At 63.4% G+C, this 22,427-nt stretch carries 22 protein-coding genes and 1 tRNA gene; 13 read left to right on the forward strand and 10 right to left on the reverse strand.

Annotated elements, in window-relative coordinates; genetic code table 11:
• The first annotated feature begins 51 nt into the window (after positions 1-51).
• The 5 genes from IGS60_RS10865 (at position 52) to IGS60_RS10885 (ending at position 5,452) form a co-directional block, all read left to right on the forward strand.
• A complete protein-coding gene (locus IGS60_RS10865) occupies positions 52-1,110 on the forward strand; it encodes a branched-chain amino acid ABC transporter permease (protein WP_034752817.1) in 1,059 nt (352 codons plus the stop codon).
• A 58-nt stretch (positions 1,111-1,168) separates the two neighbouring features.
• A complete protein-coding gene (locus tag IGS60_RS10870; protein WP_070218969.1) occupies positions 1,169-2,488 on the forward strand; it encodes an ABC transporter substrate-binding protein in 1,320 nt (439 codons plus the stop codon).
• A 135-nt stretch (positions 2,489-2,623) separates the two neighbouring features.
• A complete protein-coding gene (locus IGS60_RS10875) occupies positions 2,624-3,460 on the forward strand; it encodes an ABC transporter ATP-binding protein (RefSeq protein WP_058049338.1) in 837 nt (278 codons plus the stop codon).
• Between the two features lie 81 nt (positions 3,461-3,541).
• Positions 3,542-4,807, forward strand: a complete 1,266-nt coding sequence (locus tag IGS60_RS10880; RefSeq protein WP_230504280.1) for a phenylacetate--CoA ligase family protein — start codon at positions 3,542-3,544, stop codon at positions 4,805-4,807.
• Between the two features lie 63 nt (positions 4,808-4,870).
• Positions 4,871-5,452 (forward strand): hypoxanthine-guanine phosphoribosyltransferase, encoded by a 582-nt coding sequence (locus IGS60_RS10885; RefSeq protein WP_070218966.1) that lies wholly within the window; start codon positions 4,871-4,873, stop codon positions 5,450-5,452.
• Positions 5,453-5,557: 105 nt separating this feature from the next.
• Here IGS60_RS10885 and IGS60_RS10890 read toward each other — a convergent pair whose 3' ends face one another.
• The 4 genes from IGS60_RS10890 to IGS60_RS28495 all read right to left on the reverse strand — a co-directional run bounded on the left by IGS60_RS10890 (position 5,558) and on the right by IGS60_RS28495 (position 7,922).
• Positions 5,558-6,511 (reverse strand): nitronate monooxygenase family protein, encoded by a 954-nt coding sequence (locus IGS60_RS10890; protein ID WP_230504282.1) that lies wholly within the window; start codon positions 6,509-6,511, stop codon positions 5,558-5,560.
• A gap of 100 nt (positions 6,512-6,611) precedes the next feature.
• Positions 6,612-7,535, reverse strand: a complete 924-nt coding sequence (locus IGS60_RS10895) for an MBL fold metallo-hydrolase (protein ID WP_230504285.1) — start codon at positions 7,533-7,535, stop codon at positions 6,612-6,614.
• A gap of 7 nt (positions 7,536-7,542) precedes the next feature.
• Positions 7,543-7,776 carry a DUF1289 domain-containing protein gene (locus IGS60_RS28490; protein WP_368858614.1) on the reverse strand — a complete coding sequence of 78 codons (234 nt, stop codon included), beginning with the start codon at positions 7,774-7,776 and terminating at the stop codon, positions 7,543-7,545.
• Positions 7,773-7,922 carry a hypothetical protein gene (locus tag IGS60_RS28495; protein ID WP_230504289.1) on the reverse strand — a complete coding sequence of 50 codons (150 nt, stop codon included), beginning with the start codon at positions 7,920-7,922 and terminating at the stop codon, positions 7,773-7,775. The genes IGS60_RS28490 and IGS60_RS28495 overlap by 4 nt, the downstream gene beginning before the upstream one ends.
• Positions 7,923-8,053: 131 nt before the next feature.
• Between IGS60_RS28495 and IGS60_RS10910 the strand changes: the two genes are divergently transcribed.
• Positions 8,054-8,467 carry a CopG family transcriptional regulator gene (locus IGS60_RS10910; protein ID WP_034783786.1) on the forward strand — a complete coding sequence of 138 codons (414 nt, stop codon included), beginning with the start codon at positions 8,054-8,056 and terminating at the stop codon, positions 8,465-8,467.
• Positions 8,468-8,521: 54 nt separating this feature from the next.
• The gene (locus IGS60_RS10915; RefSeq protein WP_230504291.1) at positions 8,522-9,805 is read left to right on the forward strand and encodes a PHB depolymerase family esterase; all 1,284 of its coding nucleotides are present in this window, start codon (positions 8,522-8,524) and stop codon (positions 9,803-9,805) included.
• Here the strand turns inward: IGS60_RS10915 and IGS60_RS10920 are convergent.
• The 3 genes from IGS60_RS10920 to IGS60_RS10930 form a co-directional block, all read right to left on the reverse strand.
• A complete protein-coding gene (locus IGS60_RS10920) occupies positions 9,798-10,949 on the reverse strand; it encodes a two-component system response regulator (protein WP_070218963.1) in 1,152 nt (383 codons plus the stop codon). The two genes, IGS60_RS10915 and IGS60_RS10920, sit on opposite strands and share 8 nt — an antisense overlap.
• A gap of 31 nt (positions 10,950-10,980) precedes the next feature.
• Complete coding sequence (locus IGS60_RS10925; RefSeq protein WP_230504293.1) at positions 10,981-14,037, reverse strand: response regulator; 3,057 nt, start codon at positions 14,035-14,037, stop codon at positions 10,981-10,983.
• Positions 14,038-14,135: 98 nt separating this feature from the next.
• Positions 14,136-14,333, reverse strand: a complete 198-nt coding sequence (locus tag IGS60_RS10930) for a cysteine-rich CWC family protein (protein WP_070289374.1) — start codon at positions 14,331-14,333, stop codon at positions 14,136-14,138.
• Positions 14,334-14,564: 231 nt separating this feature from the next.
• On the opposite strand from IGS60_RS10930, the gene argB reads away from it, so the two are divergent.
• The gene (gene argB / locus IGS60_RS10935; protein WP_010393729.1) at positions 14,565-15,458 is read left to right on the forward strand and encodes an acetylglutamate kinase; all 894 of its coding nucleotides are present in this window, start codon (positions 14,565-14,567) and stop codon (positions 15,456-15,458) included.
• Positions 15,459-15,497: 39 nt separating this feature from the next.
• Positions 15,498-15,572: transfer RNA gene (locus IGS60_RS10940), tRNA-Thr, on the forward strand.
• Between the two features lie 255 nt (positions 15,573-15,827).
• On the opposite strand, the gene IGS60_RS10945 is transcribed toward IGS60_RS10940, so the two are convergent.
• Positions 15,828-16,697: a TraB/GumN family protein gene (locus IGS60_RS10945; RefSeq protein WP_230504296.1), complete on the reverse strand. Its 870-nt coding sequence runs from the start codon at positions 16,695-16,697 to the stop codon at positions 15,828-15,830.
• 90 nt (positions 16,698-16,787) lie between these two features.
• Here IGS60_RS10945 and IGS60_RS10950 point away from each other — a divergent pair, with 90 nt between their 5' ends.
• The 3 genes from IGS60_RS10950 (at position 16,788) to pabB (ending at position 20,057) form a co-directional block, all read left to right on the forward strand.
• A complete protein-coding gene (locus IGS60_RS10950; protein ID WP_099408139.1) occupies positions 16,788-17,522 on the forward strand; it encodes a pyrimidine 5'-nucleotidase in 735 nt (244 codons plus the stop codon).
• A gap of 102 nt (positions 17,523-17,624) precedes the next feature.
• Positions 17,625-18,200 carry a nucleoid occlusion factor SlmA gene (gene slmA / locus IGS60_RS10955; RefSeq protein WP_070313104.1) on the forward strand — a complete coding sequence of 192 codons (576 nt, stop codon included), beginning with the start codon at positions 17,625-17,627 and terminating at the stop codon, positions 18,198-18,200.
• Positions 18,201-18,221: 21 nt separating this feature from the next.
• Positions 18,222-20,057 carry an aminodeoxychorismate synthase component I gene (gene pabB / locus IGS60_RS10960; RefSeq protein ID WP_230504298.1) on the forward strand — a complete coding sequence of 612 codons (1,836 nt, stop codon included), beginning with the start codon at positions 18,222-18,224 and terminating at the stop codon, positions 20,055-20,057.
• On the opposite strand, the gene IGS60_RS10965 is transcribed toward pabB, so the two are convergent.
• Entirely contained in the window at positions 20,054-20,413 is a 360-nt protein-coding gene (locus IGS60_RS10965; RefSeq protein WP_070218957.1) for a DUF1428 domain-containing protein, read from the reverse strand. The genes pabB and IGS60_RS10965 overlap by 4 nt on opposite strands.
• 116 nt (positions 20,414-20,529) lie before the next feature.
• A complete protein-coding gene (locus tag IGS60_RS10970; RefSeq protein WP_070219106.1) occupies positions 20,530-21,123 on the reverse strand; it encodes a glutathione peroxidase in 594 nt (197 codons plus the stop codon).
• Positions 21,124-21,298: 175 nt separating this feature from the next.
• Between IGS60_RS10970 and IGS60_RS10975 the strand changes: the two genes are divergently transcribed.
• On the forward strand, positions 21,299-22,423 hold the full coding sequence (locus IGS60_RS10975; RefSeq protein ID WP_230504300.1) for a poly(3-hydroxybutyrate) depolymerase: 1,125 nt from the start codon (positions 21,299-21,301) through the stop codon (positions 22,421-22,423).
• The last annotated feature ends 4 nt before the right edge of the window (positions 22,424-22,427 follow it).

The raw sequence follows: 22,427 nt of genomic DNA on the forward strand, positions 1-22,427 counted from the left end.
AGCCGAAGGCGTAATCCGACAAACACCCCAACAGTGAGCAAAGGACACGCCATGATTTACCGTGAAGCAGGACAATTCAAGACCAGCTACCAGGCTGACAACCAGATTTTCCCGATCCGGCAAGACCGCCTGGCGCTGACGGCCACACTGCTCGTTGCCGTCTTCCTCCTGCCGTATTTCGCCTCGCCGTACATGCTGTCGGCGATCCTGATCCCCTTCCTGATCTTCGCCCTGGCGGCATTGGGCCTGAACATCCTGACCGGTTACGCGGGCCAGCTGTCGCTGGGCACGGCCGCCTTCATGGCCGTGGGCGCGTTTGCCTCGTATAACTTCATGGCGCGCCTGCCCGGATTGCCGCTGCTCGTGTCGTTCATCCTGGGCGGCCTGTGCGCGGCCATGGTGGGCATCGCCTTCGGCCTGCCCTCCCTGCGCATCCGCGGCTTTTACCTGGCCGCCTCCACCCTGGCGACGCAGTTCTTCGTTGTCTGGTGCCTGACCAAGATACCGTATCTGACCAACTACAGCTCCTCGGGCGTGATCACGGTGCAGAAGATGACCATCCTCGGCTACCAGTTCGACACGCCGCAAAGCAAATACCTGCTGGTGCTGGCCATCGTGGCCGGCATGGCGCTGCTGGCCAAGAACATGATCCGCTCGAACGTGGGCCGCTCGTGGATGGCCGTGCGCGACATGGACATGGCGGCCGAAGTGATCGGTTTTCGCCTGATGCGCACCAAGCTGCTGGCGTTTGCCGTCAGCTCGTTCTACTGCGGCGTGGCCGGCGCCCTGTATGCGTACGCCTACCTGGGCACGGTGGAGCCGGAAGCGTACAACCTGGACCTGTCCTTCCGCATCCTGTTCATGATCATCATCGGCGGTGTCGGTTCGATCCTCGGCTCCTTCCTCGGCGCGGCCTTCATCGTGCTGCTGCCCGTCTTCCTGAACACCATCGCGCATGGCCTGGCATTGCCGACCAGCGTGGCCTCGAACCTGGAACTGATGGTGTTCGGCGCGCTGATCATCTTCTTCCTGATCGTCGAGCCGCACGGCCTGGCCAGGCTGTGGCAGATTGCGAAGGAAAAGTTGCGACTCTGGCCCTTCCCCCATTAAGTTTTTGCAGTCGATGTCGGTTCACTTGAATACCAAATAAAACAAGAGGAGACACACAATGAAACACATCAAATCGCTCATGCTGGCCGCCGCCATCGCCAGTGCCGCACTCACCATGGCCGGCAGCGCCCAGGCGCAGGACAAGGAACAGTACATCGCCCTGCCCTCCTACCGCGTGGGTCCGTACGCGGCCGGCGGTTCCGGTTTCTACGGCGGCATCATCGATTACTTCAACCTGGTCAACCAGGCCGGCGGCGTCAATGGCGTCAAGATCAGCTGGGAAGAATGCGAAACCGAATACAACCCGTCGCGCGGCGTCGAATGCTATGAACGCCTGAAAACCAAGCAGGGCGGCGCCACCCTGGTCGAAACCCTGTCGACGGGCGTCGCCTACGGCATCCTCGACCGCGTGGCGCAGGACAAGATCCCCATGACGATGATCGGCTACGGCCGCTCGGATGCCGCCAACGGCAAGGTCTTCCCGTATGTATATCCGCTGATCTCCAGCTACTGGAGCCAGGCCGCCGCCATGATCAAGTATTTGGGCGACAAGGATGGCGGCATGGACAAGCTGAAAGGCAAGAAGATCGTCCACCTGTACCACGATTCGGCCTTCGGCAAGGAGCCGCTGCCCGTGCTCGAAGCGCTGTCGAAACAGTACGGCTTCGAGCTGATCAAGATTCCCGTCGCGCCGCCCGGCAGCGAACAGCAATCGCAATGGCTGCAAATCCGCCAGGCCAAGCCGGACCACGTGATCCTGTGGGGCTGGGGCGTGATGAACTCCGTGGCCATCAAGACGGCGCAGCGCAACGGCTTCCCGCGCGACAAAATGCTGGGCGTCTGGTGGGCCGGCTCCGAGGAAGACACGATTCCATCGGGCGACGCGGCCAAGGGCTATACGGCGATGACGTTCAATACGCCGGGCAACTACCCCGTGCTCGACGACATCCGCAAAAAACTCTACGCCACCGGCAAGGGCAACCTGTCGGACCAGTCGCGCATCGGCTCCGTCTACCACATGCGCGGCGTGACGGCCGGCATCCTGTGGGTCGAAGCGATCCGCACGGCGCAGGAAAAATTCGGCAAGGGCAAGCCGATCACGGGCGAGCAGATGCGCTGGGGCCTGGAAAACCTGAACGTCGACGATGCGCGCCAGAAGGCCGTGGGCGCGCTGGGCATGTTCCCCACCGTGAAAACCAGCTGCGACGACCATGAAGGCTCGGGCGCCGTGAAGGTGCAGCAGTGGGATGGCAAGAAGTGGACCGCCATCACGCCGAAATGGATCGTCGGCGACAAGGCCCTGGTACGCAAGCTGGTCGAGGAATCGTCCGGCAAGTACGCCGAAGAGAAAAAGATCACGCCGGCGTGCATGAAGTAAGCGGCTCTCGACGTGGCGTCGGGTTACGCGCTACGCGCTAACCCGACCTACGCCGGCCAACGCCGCATTCACGTAGGTCGGATTAGCGTAGCGTAATCCGACAGCATCGCCAACACATATGAAAACGAAGCAGCCATGACACCCACTGCCACGCAAACACCAGACACCGCGCCGCCCTACCTGTCGGTCAACAATATCGAAGTCATCTACGACCATGTGATCCTGGTCCTGAAGGGCGTGTCGCTGCAAGTCCCGCAAGGCAAGATCGTGGCGCTGCTGGGCGCCAACGGCGCCGGCAAGTCGACCACCCTGAAAACCATCTCGACCCTGCTGCGCGGCGAACGCGGCGACGTCACCAAGGGCGAAGTCCAGTTCAAGGGCGAGCGCGTGGATCAATTGACGCCGAATGAGCTGGTCAAGCGGGGCCTGTCGCAAGTGATGGAGGGCCGCCACTGTTTCGGCCACCTCACCATCGAGGAAAACCTGCTGACGGGCGCCTACACGCGCAGCCTGTCGCGCGGCGAACTGAAAGACGCGCTGGACAAGGTCTACCACTACTTTCCGCGCCTGAAAACGCGGCGCAGTAGCCAGGCCGGCTATACCTCGGGCGGCGAGCAGCAGATGTGCGCCATCGGCCGCGCGCTGATGGCCAAGCCGTCGATGATCTTACTGGACGAGCCCTCGATGGGCATCGCGCCGCAGATCGTCGAAGAGATCTTCGGCATCGTCAAGGATTTGAATCACAAGGAAAACGTGTCTTTCCTGCTGGCCGAGCAGAACACCAACGTGGCGCTGCGCTACGCGGACTTCGGCTACATCCTGGAAAACGGCCGCGTCGTGATGGAAGGGCAAGCGCAGGAACTGGCCAGCAACGAAGACGTCAAAGAGTTTTACCTGGGCGTGTCCAGCGCCGGGCGCAAGAGCTTCCGCGACATGAAGTTCTACCGCCGCCGCAAGCGCTGGCTGGCGTGATCCATCAAAAACCTTGGCTGCAACGCGCCCGGCGGTCCTGATGGCCAGGCGTGCGAATCAACATGCAATGACAATTGGAGAATGACTGACATGACCGATACGCTCGACAGTCTGGAAGCACGCGCCCCCGAAGCGCGCGAACGCGAATTGATGGCCGGCCTGCCGCAGCTGATCGCGCGCGCGCAACAGGCGCCGGGCTGGGCCCGCATCCTCGACGGCGTCGATGCGGCCGGCATCACCAGCCGCGCCGCGCTGGCGCAGCTGCCCGTGACGCGCAAGTCCGACCTCAAGCAATTGCAGCACGCGCAGCTGCCGTTCGGCGGCTTGAACACGACACCGAAAAACGCCCTGTCGCGCGTGTTCGTCTCGCCCGGTCCCATCTTCGATCCGGAAGGCCGCGGCCCCGACTGGTGGCGCTTTGCGCGCCCCATGTATGCGGCCGGCGTGCGCGCCGGCGGCCTGCTGCAGAACTGTTTTTCGTATCACTTCACGCCGGCCGCCTTCATGGTCGAAGGAGGTGCCGCGCGCATCGGCTGCACCGTCATCCCGGCCGGCATCGGCCAGACGGAAATGCAGGTGCAGGCGATGGCCGACCTGAAGCCGGACACGTATATCGGCACGCCGTCGTTCCTGAAACTGATCATCGAAAAAGCGCGCGAAATGGGCGCCGACATCAGCAGCGTCACCAAGGCCGTGATGGGCGCGGAAGCGCTGCCCGAATCCTTGCGCAGCTGGTTTGCCGAGAACGGCGTGCCGCACGTGTTCCAGACCTATGCCTCGGCCGATATCGGCAGCATCGCCTATGAAACGGCCAGCCATGGCAAGCTCAATCCCGGCATGGTCGTCGACGAGAACGTGCTGCTCGAGATCGTCCATCCGGGCAGCGGCATTCCCGTCGCGCCGGGCGAGGTGGGCGAAGTCGTCGTCACCGTCTTCAATGCCGACTACCCGCTAATCCGCTTTGCCACCGGCGATCTGTCGGCCGTGCTGATGGACGCGCCGCAGTCGCCGTGCGGGCGCACGAATACGCGCATCAAAGGCTGGATGGGGCGCGCCGATCAAACCACCAAGGTGCGCGCCATGTTCGTGCATCCGTCGCAGGTGCATGAAATCGCGCGCCGCCACCCGCAAATCAGGAAGGCGCGGCTGGTGGTGTCGGGGCGCATGGCCAACGACGAGATGGCCTTGCATTGCGAAGTCGACGATCCGCATGACGCCAGCGGCGTGGAAGCCATCATCGGTTCGATCCGCGAACTGACCAAGTTGCGCGGCGACGTGGTGCTGGTGGCGGTGGGCAGTCTGGCCCAGGATGGGAAAATCATCGACGACATGCGCGATTACAAATAAGGCCGATTTGCGGGATAATACCGGCATTGACCATCAGCCCCTTTCATCGCCATGCAAGAGTCCATGCAAGAATTTCATCACAACCGTGCCCGTGACCTGATCAAGAACGCGGAACTGCTGTTCGACCAAGATACCGTGCAGGCGTCGATCACGCGCATGGCCGATGTGCTCAACACGCGCTTCAACGCCGAGGATTCGAAAGAGTTCCCGCTGGTGCTGGGCGTGATGGGCGGCGCCGTCGTGTTTACGGGCAGCCTGCTGCCGCAACTGAGCTTCCCGCTCGAATTCGACTACATCCACGTCAGCCGCTACGGCGACGATGACAAGGGTGGCGAAGTGGTGTGGAAAGTCATCCCCCGCTCGAACGTGGCGGGCCGCACCGTCATCGTGCTCGACGATATTCTCGACGAAGGCGAAACCCTGGCGCACGTCAAGCAGCGCTTGCTGGACATGGGCGCCTCCGAAGTCATCCTGGCCGTGTTCGCCGACAAGGCCATCGGCAAGAAAAAGCCCGTACAAGCCGACATCGTTGGCCTGGTGATCCCGAACCGCTTCGTCGTCGGCTTCGGCATGGATGCGTACGGCTACTGGCGCAACCTGCCGGGTTTGTGGGCCATCAAGCCTGAGGATTTGAAACAGGAGTGATTGTGGTGTTGTCGGATTACGGCCTTTGGCCTAATCCGACCTACCAGTGCCCGGTGGCGTAGGTCGGATTAGCGCACCGCGCGTAATCCGACAAACCCACCAGCGTTACAGCTTCAACCGCGCGCGCGCCGCATCGTATTCGGCCTTCAGGCGCGCCACCATCTCTGCCACGCTCGGCACGTCATCCATCAAGCCCACGCCCTGGCCCGCGCCCCAGATGTCGCGCCAGGCCTTGGCGCTGCCGGAGCCGAAATTCATCGCGCTCTTGTCCGCTTCGGGCAAGGCTTCCGGATCGAGCCCGGCCGCTTCGATCGATTTCTTCAGGTAATTGCCGTGCACGCCCGTAAACAGGTTCGTGTAGACGATGTCCGCCGCGGCAGACTCCACGATGGCCTCGCGGTAGCCGTCGCTGACGTTCGATTCCTTGGTCGCCAGCCAGCGCGAGCCGATGTAGGCAAAGTCGGCGCCCATCGCTTGCGCGGCCAGCACGGCGTCGCCCGTGGCGATGGAGCCCGACAGCGCCAGCGGACCGTCGAAGAATTTGCGCACTTCGCCCACCAGCGCGAACGGCGACAGGGTGCCCGCGTGGCCGCCGGCTCCGCTGGCGACCAGGATCAAGCCATCGACGCCCGCTTCCAGCGCCTTTTTCGCGTGGCGGATCGAAATCACGTCATGCAGCACGATGCCGCCATAGCTGTGGATGGCGTCGAGCATTTCCTTGGGCGGCGCGCGCAGCGAGGAAATGATGATGGGGACCCGGTGTTTCACGCACACTTCCACGTCATGCGCGAGGCGGTCGTTCGACTGGTGCACGATCTGGTTGACGGCGATCGGCCCGACTTTTTTATCGGGATGGGCGGCCTGGAAGGCGGCCAGCTCGGCCTGCAGGTCGGTCAGCCACGTGTCGAGCAATTCGGCGGGACGCGCGTTCAGGGCCGGGAAGGAACCGACGATGCCGGCCTTGCACTGCGCCGCGACGAGGGCCGGGCCGCTGGCGATGAACATCGGCGAAGCGATAACGGGTAAGGAGAGGTTTTGCAACGCAACAGGCAATGCCATGGCGGACTCGCTGGAAAGTTGATCGGACGTGAAAGACACACTGAACATTGATTATAGTGCAGAAAAAGTACGATCGTGCTGAATTTATCGCAAGGCCGGTTCAACCCTCGTTGAGCAAGTACTCACCCTCGACCCGCGCCGCTGCCGCCCTGCATAGTTGCGACACGGCCCACTCGGCCAGCGCGGCCGCCTCCTGGCGCAGGAAGCGCCGGTTGGCCTCTTCGAAGACGGGCATGCCGCGCAGCAGGGCCGGTATCCCGGTCAGGGCGATGCGCTGGCGCTCGAGCAGCAAAAATTTCAGCAGCACTTTCACCGCATTCTGCGCATTGCGCACGGGGTCGGACGCCAGGTAATCGAGGCGCGAATACGCACGCTGCAGGGCGCCGGCGGCGTCCTGGAACGGCTGCCCGTGGCCGGGAATGACGACGCGCACGTCCAGGCCGGCGATCAGGTCCAGCGTGGCGCGCGCTTCAGGAAAGCCGGAGCCGCCATCGAGTTCGGGAAAGATCACGCCAAAGCCGTTTTCCCACAGGGCGTCGGCGGAAATCAGGATGCCCTCGCCGGCGCAGTAAAAAATCAGCGAGTGCGGGTCGTGGCCCGGCGCGCCCAGCGCCTGCCAGGCCATGCCGGCCAAAGTCAAGGTGTCGCCGGGCGAGACGGTGGCGTCAAAGCGGAAGCGCGGGCATTGCTGGCCCGTGGCCTGGAAACTGAGGGCATCGACATCCCACGCGCGCACCTTGTCCGCTTCCGCCACGGGAATGGCCGTATGGCAGCCGTATGCGGCTTGCAGCAGCGCGTTGCCGCCGCAATGGTCGGAGTGCAGGTGGGTGTTGAACAGGCGGTCCAGCGGCCGGCCGGCCAGGCTGTGGCGCAGCAGGGCCAGGGTTTGCGGCGCATGCGTGACATAGCCGCTGTCGATCAGGGCCGTGTCATCCTTCCCCTGGAACAGGATGTTGTTCGACGACAGCCAGCCGCGTTCGAACACCTGCATGGCATCGGGAAACAGCGCTGGCGATCGCGGCATGGCTTCCTCAGTAGTCGGGCTCGAAATCGAGCAAAGATTCGCGGCCGGGCAATTCGGCCCACACGGCGCGCTTGAAGTCGTCGTCGGCCTTGCTCCAGGCGATGATCTCGTCGAGCGTGCGCAGGCAGCCTTCGCACAAGCCGCTGTTGCGGTTCATCTTGCACAGGCTGACGCAGGGCGACGGCACCGGCGACGGCAAAGAAAGCGGAACGGCTGGCGGAGGTGGGGGAGCGACCATCATGGAGCGGCATCGGTAAACGTGAAGACTTTCATTATGCCGCGAAACGGCGCCGGCGAGTCGATGACATCGCCCTGCAATGTTTCCGTGAATATATTTTCCAGCGAAACAATGCTCAACAACCGCTGTTCCGGAAATATATTTTTCACACATTCTCACTCTGCGGGTGCCCGTCCTACAACACGATCAGCCCAGATCCTGCTTGACTTGAGTCATTTCAGAACTATACTACCATCCATACAGATGGCAAATGGATGCCACGTGGAGTTTATGGAGAGATATGGCCAAGCAAGACAGCAAGCCCAAAATTGGGGAATCCGAGAAAATCACGATCAACCTCGGCTTGATTGACCTGGGGCAGATCGATCTGCTGGTCCAGGAGGGATTTTATTCCAACCGCACGGATCTGATCCGTACGGCCATCCGCAACCAACTGGGTATCCACGCCGACGTGGTGAAACAAACCGTGGCCCGTAAAAGCCTGGTATTGGGCATGCAGCATTACTCGCGCGCCGACCTGGAAGCGATCCAGGCAGCCGGCCAGCGCCTGCAGATACAGGTGCTGGGACTGGCCAGCATCGCCAGCGACGTTTCGGTGGAACTGGCACTGGCCACCATCGAGTCGATTTTCGTATTAGGTGCCCTGCACGCCAGCACCGTCGTCAAGACGGCGCTCGCAGGGCGAATTCACTAGCGTATTGGTTCGCGGCGATGACCCGGCCGATGCGCGGCACCGTTAAGGATGGTCATGAAACTACCTCTCAACATGTTGGCGCAGATGCGCACAGCGACCCGTAATCTGATGGGCAGCGGCCCCGCCGCCGCCACCGAAGCGATCCAGCAGGCGCTGTCTGCGGCCGGACTGACGCCGCAAGCGGCCGCCACGCAAGCGCCGCCACCGCAGCCGATGCGTGATATTAATCCGCCACCTGCGCCGCCACCTGCACCAGCGCAGGCCCGGGCCGGGCAGCCGCAAGCTGACGCCGCGCCGGAAGCGGCATCGGTGCCGCCCACGCCCGCGCAGGCGGCGCAGGAGTTCGCGCAGGATTTCATGGCGCGCCTGGGCGTGCCGGCCGGCCTGGGCCAGCACAGCTTCGACATGCCCAGCTTCGAGCTGCCGAATTTCCACCCGCCCGGCTTCAACGCGCCGGCCGCCACGCCGGTGGAAATCCCCGCCGGCGCGCAGTTCATCGATGGCGTGTACCGCAACCATGCGGGTACGCGTTCGTACAAGCTGTATATCCCCAGCAGCTACCACGGCCAGGCCATGCCGCTGATCGTCATGCTGCACGGCTGCACGCAAAATCCCGACGATTTCGCCGCCGGCACGCAGATGAATGCGCTGGCCGAAGAAAAGGAGTGTTTTGTCGTCTACCCGGCGCAGACGCAGGGCGCCAACAGTTCGCGCTGCTGGAACTGGTTCAACGCCATCGACCAGCAGCGCGACCAGGGCGAACCGTCGCTGATCGCCGGCATCGCCCAGCAAGTCATCGACGACTACCCGGTCAACGAGCGTGAAGTGTTCGTCGCCGGCCTGTCGGCGGGCGGCGCCATGGCCGTCATCGTCGGCACCCTGTACCCCGACCTGTTTGCCGCCGTCGGCGTGCATTCCGGCCTGCCCTTCGCCTCGGCGCAGGACTTGCCGTCGGCGCTGGCAGCCATGAAGGGCGGCGCCATGCCCAATGCCCAGCGCAAGGCGCCAGCCGGCGGCGTGCCCATCATCGTTTTCCACGGCGACCGCGACACCACCGTCAACCCGCGCAATGGCGATGAACTGATCGCGCAGGGCGTGCGCAGCCAGGCGGGCGGCAAGGCGGCCAAGGCCGCATCCGTCGACGGCAGCGTGCCGAACGGCCACCGCTACACGCGCACCACGCACAGCCAGGCCGACGGCTCGCCGCTGGGCGAACACTGGGTCATCCACGGCGCCGGCCACGCGTGGTCCGGCGGCAGCGATAACGGCAGTTATACGGACGGCAAAGGGCCGGACGCCAGCCGGGAAATGCTGCGCTTCTTCAAGACCGTCAGCTGATATTCTCGGTGTAGGGCGCGATCTGCCGCTGCTTGTCGGCGATCTCGCATACGCCGTCGGCATAACGGTTGGAGATGGCGATGAACTGGTCCTGGATCTGCAGGAAGGCGTCGACGATCTCGGCGTCGAAGTGCGAACCGCGTCCCTCGACGATGATCTGCACGGCCTGCGCGTGGTCCATGCCCTGCTTGTAGATGCGCCGGCTGATCAGGGCGTCATACACGTCGGCCAGCGCCATCAGGCGCGCCGAAATCGGGATGGCTTCGCCCGCCAAGCCTTGCGGGTAGCCGCTGCCGTCCCATTTTTCATGGTGGCTGTAGGCGATCTCTTTCGCATACTTGAGGAAATCGACTTCGATGCCCAGTTCGTGCTCGGCCGCCAGGATGGCGTCGCGTCCCAAGGTGGTGTGCGTCTTCATGATGGCCATTTCATGCGGCTCGAAACGTCCCGGCTTGAGCAGGATATGGTCGGGGATGCCCACCTTGCCGATGTCGTGCAGCGGCGCCGTCTTGAACAGCAGTTCGATATTCTTGTCCGTCAAAAAATCGCGGAAACGCGGCAAGTTGCGCACCTTCTCGGCCAGCGCCTTCAGGTAGTGCGAGGTGCGGCGGATATGGTTGCCCGTCTCGCTGTCGCGCGTCTCGGCCAGCGAGGCCATGGCGTGGATGGTGACGTCCTGCAGCGCCGCCACTTCCTGCACGCGGCGCTCCACTTCCGTTTCCAGGTACTGGTTCTGGTCGCGCAGGAAATCCTGCATCTGCTTCATCGCCAGCTGCGTCTTGATGCGCGCCAGCACGATGGGCGCCGAAATCGGCTTGGTGATGTAATCGACGGCGCCCAGGGCCAGGCCCAGCTGCTCGTCGGCCACTTCGCTCATGGCGGTCACGAAAATCACGGGGATGCCTGCCGTGGCGGCATCGGCCTTCAGCGCGCGGCATACATCGTAGCCGCTCATGCCCGGCATCATGATGTCGAGCAGGATCAGGTCGGGCTGGTCGCTGCCGGCGGCAATCTTCAGGGCGCGCTCGCCATTGACGGCGATCTTGGTGCGGTAATCGTCTTCCAGCACCGCGCGCAGCAGATCGATATTGTCTGGCGTGTCGTCGACTACCAGGATGGTTGGCTTGCTTGCCGGCGCTCTCATACCCGTCCTTCGTTCTGCATAGTTATCCTTCTCACAGTGTCAGCTCCAGCGCATCGGCCACTTCGCCCAGCTGCGCCAGCGCACCTTCGAAATCGTATTGTCCCAGCATGCGCTTCAACTGGCGCGCATGTTCCGCCTGCCCCGCCGCGACCAGCACGGGACCGATGCCGTCGAGGTGCTTGACGGCCTGCGCATCGTCCTGCTGCAGCAGCTGCGACAATTCGCGCAAGCCCGCTTCCAGGTATGCCCGGTCCACCGGCGCCACGTGCGCCACCGCCGCGCCGCCCGCTTCGGCAGCATTGCCGCGCGACTGCATGGCCAGCACGATCTTCGGCACCAGCTCGTCGAGCGCCAGGGTACAGGCGGCCAGTGCCTGCGGCAAACCGTCGTGCGAACCCAGGCTGAGCAAGTGCTCGACCCGCGCGGCGCTGTCGGCCAGACCGCCGGCGCCGATATTGCCGGCCAGGCCCTTCAGGGTATGCGCTTCGCGGATCGCCGTCTCGAGCTGGTTGTTCTCGATGGCGGCAACGATGCGCTGCATGGCGTCGAACTGGGTTTCCACAAAACGGTCCAGCAATTTTCGCATCAAAGCGGCATTGCCGCCCACGCGGCGCATGGCGTCCGTCATTTTCAGGCCGGCGATCACGGGCAGCTCCGCTTCCGGCTGCGCCGCTACCGACGTCATTGCCTGCGGCGCGGCCGGCGCGATCCAGCGCGCCAGGGTGCCGAACAGCTGCGCCACGTCGATCGGCTTGGCGATGAAATCGTTCATGCCGGCGTCCAGGCATTTCTCCTTGTCGCCCACCATGGCATTGGCCGTCATGGCGATCACGGGCAAATTCGAATAACGGGGGTCCTGGCGCAGCTTGCGCGTCGCCTGGTAGCCATCCATCACCGGCATCTGACAATCCATCAGTACGCCGTCATAGGCGTTTTCCTCGATCTTCGCCAGCGCGATGGCGCCATTGCCCGCGATGTCGACGCGGATGCCGGCGTCGTTGAGAATATGCTGCGCCACTTCCTGGTTCACTTCATTATCCTCGACCAGCAGCAGCCAGGCGCCGCGCAGGGCGCGCTCGTCGTCGCGGTAGCTGCTCTGGCGCTGCGTCTTGCGGCTCTGTCCCGTCACGCCGCCAAACACGAACGATATCTGGTCGAGCAGGGTCGAGGCGCTGACCGGCTTGTTTAATATCCCGTCGAGCGGCAAATCGCGCTGACGCGCCGCCTCCAGCAGCGCTTCGCGATGGAAGGCCGTGACCATGATGCAGGCCGGCGTCGCATCGATGCCGGCGGCATCGGCACGGATGCCGGCCAGGGTATCGAGGCCGTTCATGCCCGGCATTTTCCAGTCCATCAGCACCAGTCCGTACGGACGCCCCTCGGCGCGCGCCTGCGCCACGGCGCCGATGGCCAGCACGCCGCCAGACACGGCACGCGCCTCGAAGCCCAGCGCCGCCAGCATGCTGACGAAGATTTCACGCGCGCTGGGGTTGTCGTCGACCACCAGCACGCGCAGGCCCTGGAACTGCTGTTGATGTTGCAACTGCGGCAGATTATCGCGCGGCACGGCGGCCAGGCCGAAGCGGGCCGTGAAGAAAAAGGTGCTGCCCACGCCCGCTTCGCTGACCAGGTCGATCTCGCCTTCCATCATTTCCACCAGGCGTTTGCTGATGGTCAGCCCCAGGCCGGTGCCGCCATGGTGGCGCGTGGTGGAGGTGTCGGCCTGGGTAAAGGCCTGGAACAATTTGCTGCGCTGGGGCGGCGTCAGGCCGATGCCCGTGTCGCGCACGTCGACGCGCAGCACGGCCGCATGCTCTTCCAGCTGCTGCAAGCGGATGGTGACGACGATCTCGCCCTTGTCCGTAAATTTGATCGCGTTGTTGGTCAGGTTGATCAGCACCTGGCCCAGGCGCAGCGGGTCGCCCTGCAAGGCGTTCGGCACGTCGGGGGCGATGTCGAACAGCAGTTCAAGCCCCTTGTCCTGCGCGCGCATCACGGACAGGTCGGCGATCTGCGCCAGCACGTCCTCGAGGAAGAAATCGACTTTTTCAAAGGCCATCTTGCCCGCCTCGATCTTCGAGAAATCGAGGATGTCGTCGATGATGGCCAGCAGGTTCTTCGAAGCCGATTCCACCTTCTCCAGGTAGTTGCGCTGGGTCGACGTGAGCTCCGTCTGCAGCGCCAGATGGGTCATGCCGATGATGCCGTTCATCGGCGTACGGATTTCGTGCGACATATTGGCCAGGAAGTCCGACTTCATCTTGGTCGCATCCTCGGCCACTTCGACGGCGTGACGCAGGTCCTGCTCGACGGCCAGGCTGGTGCTCATGTTCTTGAGCGCCTGCAGCAATTCGCCCGTCTCGTCGCGCGACGTCACCTCGATGACGGAACTGAAGTCGCCATTGGCCACGCGCGTGGCGATCGCCACCGCCTCGCCCAGCGGACGCGTGATCGAGCGCGCCGACCAGGCAAAGGCCAGGCCCGTCAGCAGTGCCGCCAGGCCGATGCCGCCCATCAGCAGCAGCGAAGTGTCGATGTCGTTGCGTATCCTGGCCGCGCTGTCGCGGATCAGCTGTTGCTGCAAATCGTCGAGCTGGCCCACGTACAGCAGCACTTTTTCAAGCATCGGCAAGGTCTGCGTCTGCATGGCCTGCTCGGCGCGGGCATCCTCGCCGCGCTCGACCAGTTCGAACATCGTCTTGAGCGAGCCGTAGTACTCGGCGCGCGCCAGGTGCATCTGTTCCAGCAGGCGCCGTTCCTCGGGCCGCGCATCGAGACCGTCGAGAATGCGCACCTGCTCATCGATGCCTTGCTTGATCGCTTCCAGGCGCGCCTGGTTCGCCTGGCGCAGCGCCCGCTCGTGCTGGTTCGGCAGATTGCCGATGCGCGTGGCCGCCTCGCGCGCCAGCCCGTGGATCTTGCTGGTGGCCTTGGCGGCGACCCAGTCGCGCTGCAGGATATCGTCGGTCTCGGCGCGGATGGCGTAGATGCGGCTGCCGGAAAGGACGATGACGACCAGCATCAGCACGATCAACATGGCATAACCGGCATTGATGCGCACGCCGATACTGATATCCCTGAAGCGCATAACTTTCCTATAAGAAATTCTTGAAAATCGAAGTCTGAACGTATTCCCCTACGAAATGCAAGGTTTATTGCAAAGCAATTGCATGCTGAAGCACTTATTTAGCCGACGTTAGGCTTGACAGGAGGTGCCAGGGTGGCGATATGGGCTTGCAGGCAGGCGGGGCACCAGCAGCCCACGGCGGCGCTGCCGGGCACGGGCATGGCGGGCGGCAGGGCCGTGCACCAGCACGGTCCGCTGGCCTGCGGGTCGGTCTGGCCGCATTGGAAGGTGGCGCCGCACAGGCTGCACTGGCTCATGGCTGTGTTTGAATTGGCAAGTGTGTGTCACGCTGCGCCGGGACGCGACGCAGATGTAACGGGCAGTAAAAGGGCTGGCTGGGGAACATATCGGGCCAGACTATAGGATCATCAGGGAAAATACAACAAGATCGCCCTATAATGCCTCCAGGATTTTCTTCTTCCCTGTAAAATCGCACAAATCTATTTTCCGGACTCGCCATGAATCAACTAGCTAACTTGAACCTGGACATGAATGACGACTTGACGGCGGTGTCGCCGCAAATCAAGGCGCAGATTCTGGCCGAGGCCCTCCCTTACATCCGCAATTTCCACGGCAAGACCATCGTCATCAAATACGGTGGCAACGCCATGACGGACGAACGCCTGAAGCACGGCTTCGCGCGCGACGTCATCCTGCTCAAGCTGGTCGGCATGAACCCGGTCGTGGTGCACGGCGGCGGACCGCAGATCGACAACGCGCTGAAAAAAATCGGCAAGCAGGGCACCTTCGTGCAAGGCATGCGCATCACCGATGAAGAAACCATGGAAGTGGTGGAGTGGGTGCTGGGCGGCGAAGTGCAGCAGGATATCGTCATGCTGATCAACCATTACGGCGGCCAGGCTGTCGGCCTGACGGGCAAGGATGGCGGCTTGATCCGCGCGCGCAAGATGCAGATGCCGGACCGCGAACATCCGGGCGAATTCCTCGACATCGGCTTTGTGGGCGAGATCGACGCGATCAACCCGGCCGTCGTCAAGGCGCTGCAGGACGACGCCTTCATTCCCATCATCTCGCCGATCGGTTTCGGCCAGGATGGCCAGGCCTACAATATCAACGCCGATGTGGTGGCGGGCAAGATCGCCGAAATCCTGAAAGCGGAAAAGCTGATCATGATGACCAACATCGCCGGCGTCCAGGACAAGCAGGGCAACCTGGTGACCGACCTGTCCGCGCGTGAAATCGACGAGATGTTCGCCGATGGCACGATCTCGGGCGGCATGCTGCCGAAGATCTCGTCCGCGCTCGACGCCGCCAAGTCCGGCGTGAACACGGTGCACATCATCGACGGCCGCATCGAACACTCATTATTGCTGGAAGTGTTGACCGAGCAGGCTTTTGGTACTATGATCCGTTCGCACTAAAAATAATTCGGCGCAATTCACCCAGCGCCGATTTTTTATGCCCTTGTAGCTCAGTGGTAGAGCACTCCCTTGGTAAGGGAGAGGCCACGTGTTCGATCCACGTCAAGGGCACCAGCTTTATATCCCCGCAGCTGAAAAACTGTCCATGGCGGCGTTGTCCTTCCTCGCCGTACATGCGTACTGTCTTCGTCAGTCCGCCTTGCCCTGAACATTTTTCCATCTGCTCTGCCGTCATCTCCTCATAGTAAAAAATGTCCATGGCTGCGTTGCCTCGCCTCGCCGTACATGCGTACTGTCTTCGTCAGTCCGCCTTGCCCTGAACATTTTTCCATCTGCTCTGCTATCCGTCGCCCGCATCTCCTCCGCGTTTCAATACACCCGCTCGACCTTCAAGCCCTTCTGACGCAGTAAATCCGGCACGCTTTTTTCTCCGACCAGGTGCAGCACGCCGATGGCGGCCAGGCTGTGCTTTTCGCGCGCCAGGAGTTTGGCGATGCCGTCGGCCAGGGCCGGGTTGCGGCCGTCCAGCAACACCTTTTGCACGAACTGCGCGGCGAACGAGGGGTCCGTCGCTGCCTTTGCCGCCAGCTTGTCGAAGGCGGCCGCGTCGGCGTTGCGCCACGCATCGGCGATCTCGCGCGCTTCCTGGCTTTGTTCCTGATCCTCGATCGACGCCACGCCGTCTTCCAGGAAGCGGCACTGCTCAAACGGCGACATGGCGCCAAACAGCGCCATCTGGCCTTCCATCGATTCGAGTTCCACCACGGGGATCTTGCGCGCCTTGGCCTGCTGCGACAGATAATTGTCGACGGCCAGGTCGGAGCGGTAACCGAGGGTGGAAAATTCGCCGATGGCCAGCACGCTGGCGAGCATCCATGGCTTCATCGGCGCCACCGATTCGGCCGGAATGCCGTATTTTTGCAACAGCGGCGCCAGGCGCGGGGCCAGGGTCTGGCGGCAGTCGGCCGGCACTTTGCTGCCCGGCGCCTCCATGCCGTATTTCAGCACGGCGCTCACAGCCTTGCGCGGATCGGCGCCGGGGTCGATCTCCAGCGCCAGCGCCCCGGCCCGGTGCAGCGCCTGCGTTACTGTCGGCTCGAGCGGGTAAAAATCGGGCGCGCCGACATGGATGGTGCCGAACAGATACAGGGTGTGGACCGCGTCCTGCACCTTGAACAGCGCGCCGCGGTTTTGCGCCACGGGCGGCGCTTCGGCGAAGGCCGCCTGCAACGGCAGCAAGAATAATCCGCAAAACATCACTATAATCTGGCGTCGCATGGTTTTCCTGATTATTGAATTTTTCATCTTCTCTCGCTAGCAAAGACTCTCGTGCCTGTGTCCCATCTTAACCGCTCGTCGCCGGTCTGGCTGTTTGACCTCGACAACACGCTGCACAATGCCTCGCACGCCATCTTCCCCACCATCACGGCCAATATGAACACGTATATTGCCCGGGTGCTGGGCGACGGCGTGACGCCGGCCGACGACGCCATCGTCAATGCGGCGCGCGCGGCCTACTGGCGCCGCTATGGCGCCACCTTGCTGGGCATGGTCAAGCACCATCAGGTGCAGGCCGCGCATTTTTTGCACGAGACGCATGCCTTCGACGATTTACGCGCCATGATACGCGCCGAGCGGGGACTGGGGGCTTTACTCAAACGCCTGCCTGGCCGTAAAATTTTACTCACCAACGCGCCGCTGCGCTATTCGAGCGACGTGATGCGCCATCTGGGACTGCGCCGGCACTTTTCACACCACGTCGCCATCGAAGCGATGCAGGTGCACCGCCAGCTGCGGCCCAAGCCATCGACGCTGATGCTGCGCAAACTGATGCGCAAGCACCAGATCCGCCCTGGCCGCTGCATCCTGGTGGAAGACACCCTCGCCAACCTGAAGGGCGCAAAAAGACTGGGCCTGCGCACGGCCTGGGTCACGCAATACCTGAAAATGGTCGACCCGATCGGCGTGGCGAAGTTGCCCAAGGCGTTAAATCGCCCCGCTTACGTCGATGTCAAAGTAAAATCTGTCCGGCATTTGGCACGCCGCCTTCACCGTCTGCGTTGAAGGGGACTCCTGGACTTCCGGCTGACGCCGGAAGCCGCACCGCTAGCGGCGGTGACGGACTTCCCCATCAAGGCAGCATTTTTTTTAACGACAAGAGAAAATATGGCAAGCACACCGCCGGGCCAACGCAGGCTACAAATTCTTCAGGCCCTCGCCGCAATGCTGGAGCAGCCGAAAGGCGAAAAGATCACCACCGCCGCACTGGCGGCCAGACTGGCCGTCTCGGAAGCGGCCCTGTACCGCCATTTCGCCAGCAAGGCGCAAATGTTCGAAGGGCTGATCGAATTCATCGAGTCAAGCGTCTTCGGCCTGATCAACCAGATCGCGGAAAAGCACAGCGACGGGATGACGCAGACGCGCGACATCATCGGCATGCTGCTCAATTTCGCCATCAGCAATCCGGGCATGACGCGCGTGCTGATCGGCGATGCGCTGGTCAATGAGGACGAGCGCCTGCAAGTGCGCATGAACCAGTTCTACGACCGCGTGGAGCTGGCGCTCAAGCAGGCCTTGCGCGTGGCCGCCGCCGAAGGCCATGGCAAGGAAAGCGAAGTGGCGGCGCGCGCCACCCTGATCGTCAGCTTCGTCATCGGACGCTGGCACCGCTACGCCAAGAGCGGCTTCAAGATCAATCCCTCCCAGGAAGCGGCGCTGCAAATCGCCATGCTGCTGGGGTAAGTCACCGCCGCGGCTGTCCCCATGCATACCGACTGTTTCGCCCTGCTCGACGACGCCAGCACGCCCGGCGCCGCATCGCGCCTGTACACGGGCCTGACGGCGGTCTTGCGGTGCAGCGAGGGGGAACAGTGGCCGGCCCTGCTCGAAGGGCTGCAAGCGGCCTTGGAACGCGGCCAGTATGCCGTCAGCGTGTGCAGCTACGAACTGGGCGCGCACTTGCTGGCCATGCCGCCGCGCGCGGCGGATCCCGGCGCACCGCCGCTGGCGCAGGTGCTCGTCTTCGAACATTGCACCCAGCTGTCGCAGGACGAGGTGCTGCAGTGGCTGGCCGCTCGTACGCCGGCGGCGGAAACGCCGGCCGGCATCGCCGGCATCAGCGCCAACGTGGATCAGGCCGAATTCACGCGCGCGCTGCAGCGCATCCACGACTACATCGTGGCCGGCGACACCTATCAGGTCAACTATACGTATCGGCTGCGCTTCGACGCCTTCGGCTCGCCCCTGGCCCTGTATGCGCGGCTGCGCGCCCGCCAGCCCGTGCCGTATGGCGCGCTGGTGATGCTGCCCGATGGCGGCGCCCTGCTGTCGCTGTCGCCGGAACTGTTCGTGCGCCATGCGCAGGGCGAGCTGACGGCGCGCCCGATGAAAGGCACGGCGCCGGCGGCGCCGCCTGAACAAACGGACGAGAACGCGCGCCGCGCGGCCGTCCTGGCCAGCGACCCGAAGAACCGCGCGGAAAACCTGATGATCGTCGACCTGCTGCGCAACGACATCGGCCGCATCGCCGCCACGGGCTCCGTCAAGGTGCCGGCCCTGTTCCAGGTGACGCGCTACAGCAGCGTGCTGCAGATGACGTCCACCGTGCAGGCGCGTTTGCGCGACGATGCCAGCCTGGCCGACATCTTCCAGGCCTTGTATCCGTGCGGCTCGATCACGGGCGCGCCCAAGCGCCGCACCATGGAGATCATCGCCGAACTGGAGCCGGCGCCGCGCGGCATCTACACGGGCGCCATCGGCTGGTTCGATCCGCCAAGCGCCGGTAGTGCTCACGCCGTGGGCGACTTCTGCATGTCCGTGCCGATACGCACCCTGGCCCTGCAGCCGGCTGGCCCTGGCGGCCTGCGGCGCGGCGAAATGGGCGTGGGCGCCGGCATCGTCTTGGACAGCGACCCGCACGAGGAATTTGCGGAATGCCAGCTCAAGGCCCGCTTCCTGACGGGGCTGAGCAACGACTTCGAACTGTTCGAGACCCTGCACGCGAGCCGCGCCGGCGGCTGCCGCCAGCAGGAGCGCCACCTGGCGCGCCTGGCCGCCTCCTGCGCCTACTTCGGTTTTGCCTGGGATGCGGACGCGGCCCGCGCCGCGCTGCAGGCGGCCTGCGCCGCGCGCCCCGACGATGCGCCCTTCCGCCTGCGCCTGGCGCTGCGCCAGGACGGCCAGTTTACGACGCAAAGCGGCGCCCTGTCGCCCTTGCCGGAGACGGTCAACATCCTGCTGGCGCCCGAGGCCACGAATGCCGACGACCTGTTCCTGCGCCACAAGAGCAGCGTGCGCGCGCGCTATGACGCAGCGTGGCGCGCGGCCGAGGCGCAAGGGGGCTTCGACATGCTGTTCTTTAACGAGCGGGGCGAGCTGACGGAGGGCGGGCGCAGCAATGTCTTCGTCCGGCTCGATGGCCGCTGGCACACGCCGCCCCTGTCCTGCGGCCTGCTGCCCGGCGTGCAACGCGCAGCCATGCTGGCCGATCCCGCCTGGGGGGCGCAGGAAACCATCATCACGCGCGCCATGCTGGCGCGCGCCGAGGCCATCGTCGTGTGCAATGCGCTGCGCGGGGCGCTGCCGGCTGCTCTTATTTAAAGATCCACACGCATCTCGTAGCCGCCGTAAATCATCCGCTTGCCATCGAACGGCAGCTTGGCCGGGTCCATCATCTCGGCCAGGCGCGGGTCTTTCATGACCTTGTCGTTGATTTCATCGCGCTTGGCGCGCGACTCATACACAATCCATGAAAACACCACCACTTCGCCATCCTGCAAGTCCACCGCCTGCGGGAACGAAGTCAGCTTGCCCGGCTTGACATCGTCACCCACGCACTCGCGAAATTCCAGCGCGCCATATTCGCGCCAGACGGCGCCGCAACTGCGCGACATGGCCAGGTAAGCATCGAGCTTGGCTTTCGGTACGGGCACCACAAATCCATCGACATATGCCATGATGATCTCCTTTGTTGTGACAAACGCGAACAACCAGCTTAGGATAATGATGGCAAGACGACAAGCACGGCATTAAAAAAAAAGCAGGCGTTCCAGCCTGCTTGGGTGTCGGCAACTTACATCGCCAGCGCTTTTTCCACCGCGCCAACGAGTTTCTTGTCGTCCGGCGTCACCTTGCTGGGGAAGCTTTCCACCACTTTGCCATGGCGGTCGATCAGGTATTTGTGGAAATTCCAGGCCGGCGTCTTGCCCGTCTGCTTGATCAGGTCCACATACAGCGGGTTCGGATTGGGGCCGGAGACGACGGACTTCGAAAACATGGGGAACTTCACGCCATAGGTGTTGTAGCAGAAATCGGCGATTTCCTTGCTGTTGCCCGGCTCCTGCTTGCCGAAATCGTTGGACGGAAAGCCCAGCACCACCAGGCCCTTGCTGCCGTACTTGGCGTACAGCGCCTCAAGCCCTTCATATTGATTGGTAAAACCGCAATAACTGGCCGTATTGACCACCAGCACGACCTTGCCTGCGTACTGGCACAGGTTTTGCGGCGCTTCATCCTGCAGGCGGTTGAAGGTCTGCTTGAGGATGGCGGGGCAGGCGGCCGGAGCTATGGCAGCTGGCGCGGTTTCGGCGGCATGGGCCGGCATGGCCAGGCTGGCGCCGGCGGCAAGGGTGGTGAGCGCAAACAGCTGGGCAAGGGTCTTGGACATGAGGGGCACCATGGTTGAACGAAAAAAAACCATTCTATGTCAAACGCCGCGCGCGCGTACAAGACGGACAACAACAGCGATAGCTTGAGCGACATCAACGACGGTGCAGTACTTGCCCAGCGCACAGTTTTTTTACCTATGCTCGGCCTTCCTGTCCATGCCTTGTGGAGTTGCCATGCCCTACCCGCACCTGACCGCATTACCCACCGCCCTGCTGGCCGCCAGCCTGCTCATCCTGGCGCCAGCCAGCACGCACGCCGCCACGACGGCCAAAGCCGTCAAACCCGCCGCAACCAAGGACGCCCCCGCCCTGCCCGGCTACCAGGCCGATCTGAGCCAGACCACGGTGTCCGGCCTGTCCTCGGGCGGCTTCATGGCGGCGCAGTTTGCCGTCGCCTACTCGGCCACCGTCGCCGGCGCCGGCATCATCGCGGGCGGCCCGTATTTCTGCTCGGGCCAGCCGGGCCGCTTCCCGTATATTCCCTACCTGACGAATGCCCTGACCACCTGCATGAATCCAGGCAGCGCGCAAGTGGCGCCGCCCGTGGCCAGCGAATTGCTGCGCGCGGCGAACGATTTCGCGCAGGCCCGTCTCATCGACGACACGGCCAACCTGAAACGCCAGCGCGTATATCTGTTCAGCGGAACGAAAGACCAGACCGTGACGCGGCCGGTGGTGGAACAGGTGGGGAAATTCTATCAACTGGCAGGCACGCCGGCGGCGCAGATCCGCTTCGTCGACACGCTAGGCGCGGGCCACGCCATTTTGACCGACAGCAATCAGGACAAGCCGTGCGCCGTGACGGAGTCGCCGTTCATCAACGACTGCGACTACGTCCAGGCGCGCGACATCCTGCAGCACCTGTACCCGGACCTGCAACCGTCGTCGACCACCCTGACGGGCAAGCTGATCGCCTTCAACCAGCGCAGCTTCATCCAGAACGCGTATTCGAGCATGAACAATACGGGCTATGCCTACATCCCGAAAGCGTGCGACAGCGAGAGCTGCCGCGTGCACGTGGTGTTCCACGGCTGCCTGCAAACGACGCAGGCGATCGGCGACCGTTTCTATACCAGCACCGGCTATAACCAGGTGGCGGACGCCAACAAGATCATCGTGCTGTATCCGCAGGCCGAACCGAGCCCCGTCTATCCGTACAACCCGAAAGGCTGCTGGGATTTCTGGGGCTACACCAGCATCAACCCGATCGACCCGGATTTCTACCGCAAGAGCGGCACGCAGATGGAAGCGGTCAAGGGCATGCTGGACCGCCTCGCCGCGCGCCGCGGCTCGCGTTAAGCGG

It is taken from the genome of Janthinobacterium sp. FW305-128, assembly GCF_020858135.1.
GTDB lineage: Bacteria > Pseudomonadota > Gammaproteobacteria > Burkholderiales > Burkholderiaceae_D > Janthinobacterium.

Excerpts from the sequence above, each read along its gene's own strand:
- IGS60_RS10865 (WP_034752817.1), top strand. The coding sequence starts at position 52 with ATGATTTACCGTGAAGCAGGACAATTCAAGACCAGCTACCAGGCTGAC.
- IGS60_RS10870 (WP_070218969.1), top strand. The coding sequence starts at position 1,169 with ATGAAACACATCAAATCGCTCATGCTGGCCGCCGCCATCGCCAGTGCC.
- IGS60_RS10875 (WP_058049338.1), top strand. The coding sequence starts at position 2,624 with ATGACACCCACTGCCACGCAAACACCAGACACCGCGCCGCCCTACCTG.
- IGS60_RS10880 (WP_230504280.1), top strand. The coding sequence starts at position 3,542 with ATGACTGACATGACCGATACGCTCGACAGTCTGGAAGCACGCGCCCCC.
- IGS60_RS10885 (WP_070218966.1), top strand. The coding sequence starts at position 4,871 with ATGCAAGAATTTCATCACAACCGTGCCCGTGACCTGATCAAGAACGCG.
- IGS60_RS10890 (WP_230504282.1), bottom strand. The coding sequence starts at position 6,511 with ATGGCATTGCCTGTTGCGTTGCAAAACCTCTCCTTACCCGTTATCGCT.
- IGS60_RS10895 (WP_230504285.1), bottom strand. The coding sequence starts at position 7,535 with ATGCCGCGATCGCCAGCGCTGTTTCCCGATGCCATGCAGGTGTTCGAA.
- IGS60_RS28490 (WP_368858614.1), bottom strand. The coding sequence starts at position 7,776 with ATGATGGTCGCTCCCCCACCTCCGCCAGCCGTTCCGCTTTCTTTGCCG.
- IGS60_RS10910 (WP_034783786.1), top strand. The coding sequence starts at position 8,054 with ATGGCCAAGCAAGACAGCAAGCCCAAAATTGGGGAATCCGAGAAAATC.
- IGS60_RS10915 (WP_230504291.1), top strand. The coding sequence starts at position 8,522 with ATGAAACTACCTCTCAACATGTTGGCGCAGATGCGCACAGCGACCCGT.
- IGS60_RS10920 (WP_070218963.1), bottom strand. The coding sequence starts at position 10,949 with ATGAGAGCGCCGGCAAGCAAGCCAACCATCCTGGTAGTCGACGACACG.
- IGS60_RS10925 (WP_230504293.1), bottom strand. The coding sequence starts at position 14,037 with ATGCGCTTCAGGGATATCAGTATCGGCGTGCGCATCAATGCCGGTTAT.
- IGS60_RS10930 (WP_070289374.1), bottom strand. The coding sequence starts at position 14,333 with ATGAGCCAGTGCAGCCTGTGCGGCGCCACCTTCCAATGCGGCCAGACC.
- argB (WP_010393729.1), top strand. The coding sequence starts at position 14,565 with ATGAATGACGACTTGACGGCGGTGTCGCCGCAAATCAAGGCGCAGATT.
- slmA (WP_070313104.1), top strand. The coding sequence starts at position 17,625 with ATGGCAAGCACACCGCCGGGCCAACGCAGGCTACAAATTCTTCAGGCC.
- pabB (WP_230504298.1), top strand. The coding sequence starts at position 18,222 with ATGCATACCGACTGTTTCGCCCTGCTCGACGACGCCAGCACGCCCGGC.
- IGS60_RS10965 (WP_070218957.1), bottom strand. The coding sequence starts at position 20,413 with ATGGCATATGTCGATGGATTTGTGGTGCCCGTACCGAAAGCCAAGCTC.
- IGS60_RS10970 (WP_070219106.1), bottom strand. The coding sequence starts at position 21,123 with ATGTCCAAGACCCTTGCCCAGCTGTTTGCGCTCACCACCCTTGCCGCC.
- IGS60_RS10975 (WP_230504300.1), top strand. The coding sequence starts at position 21,299 with ATGCCCTACCCGCACCTGACCGCATTACCCACCGCCCTGCTGGCCGCC.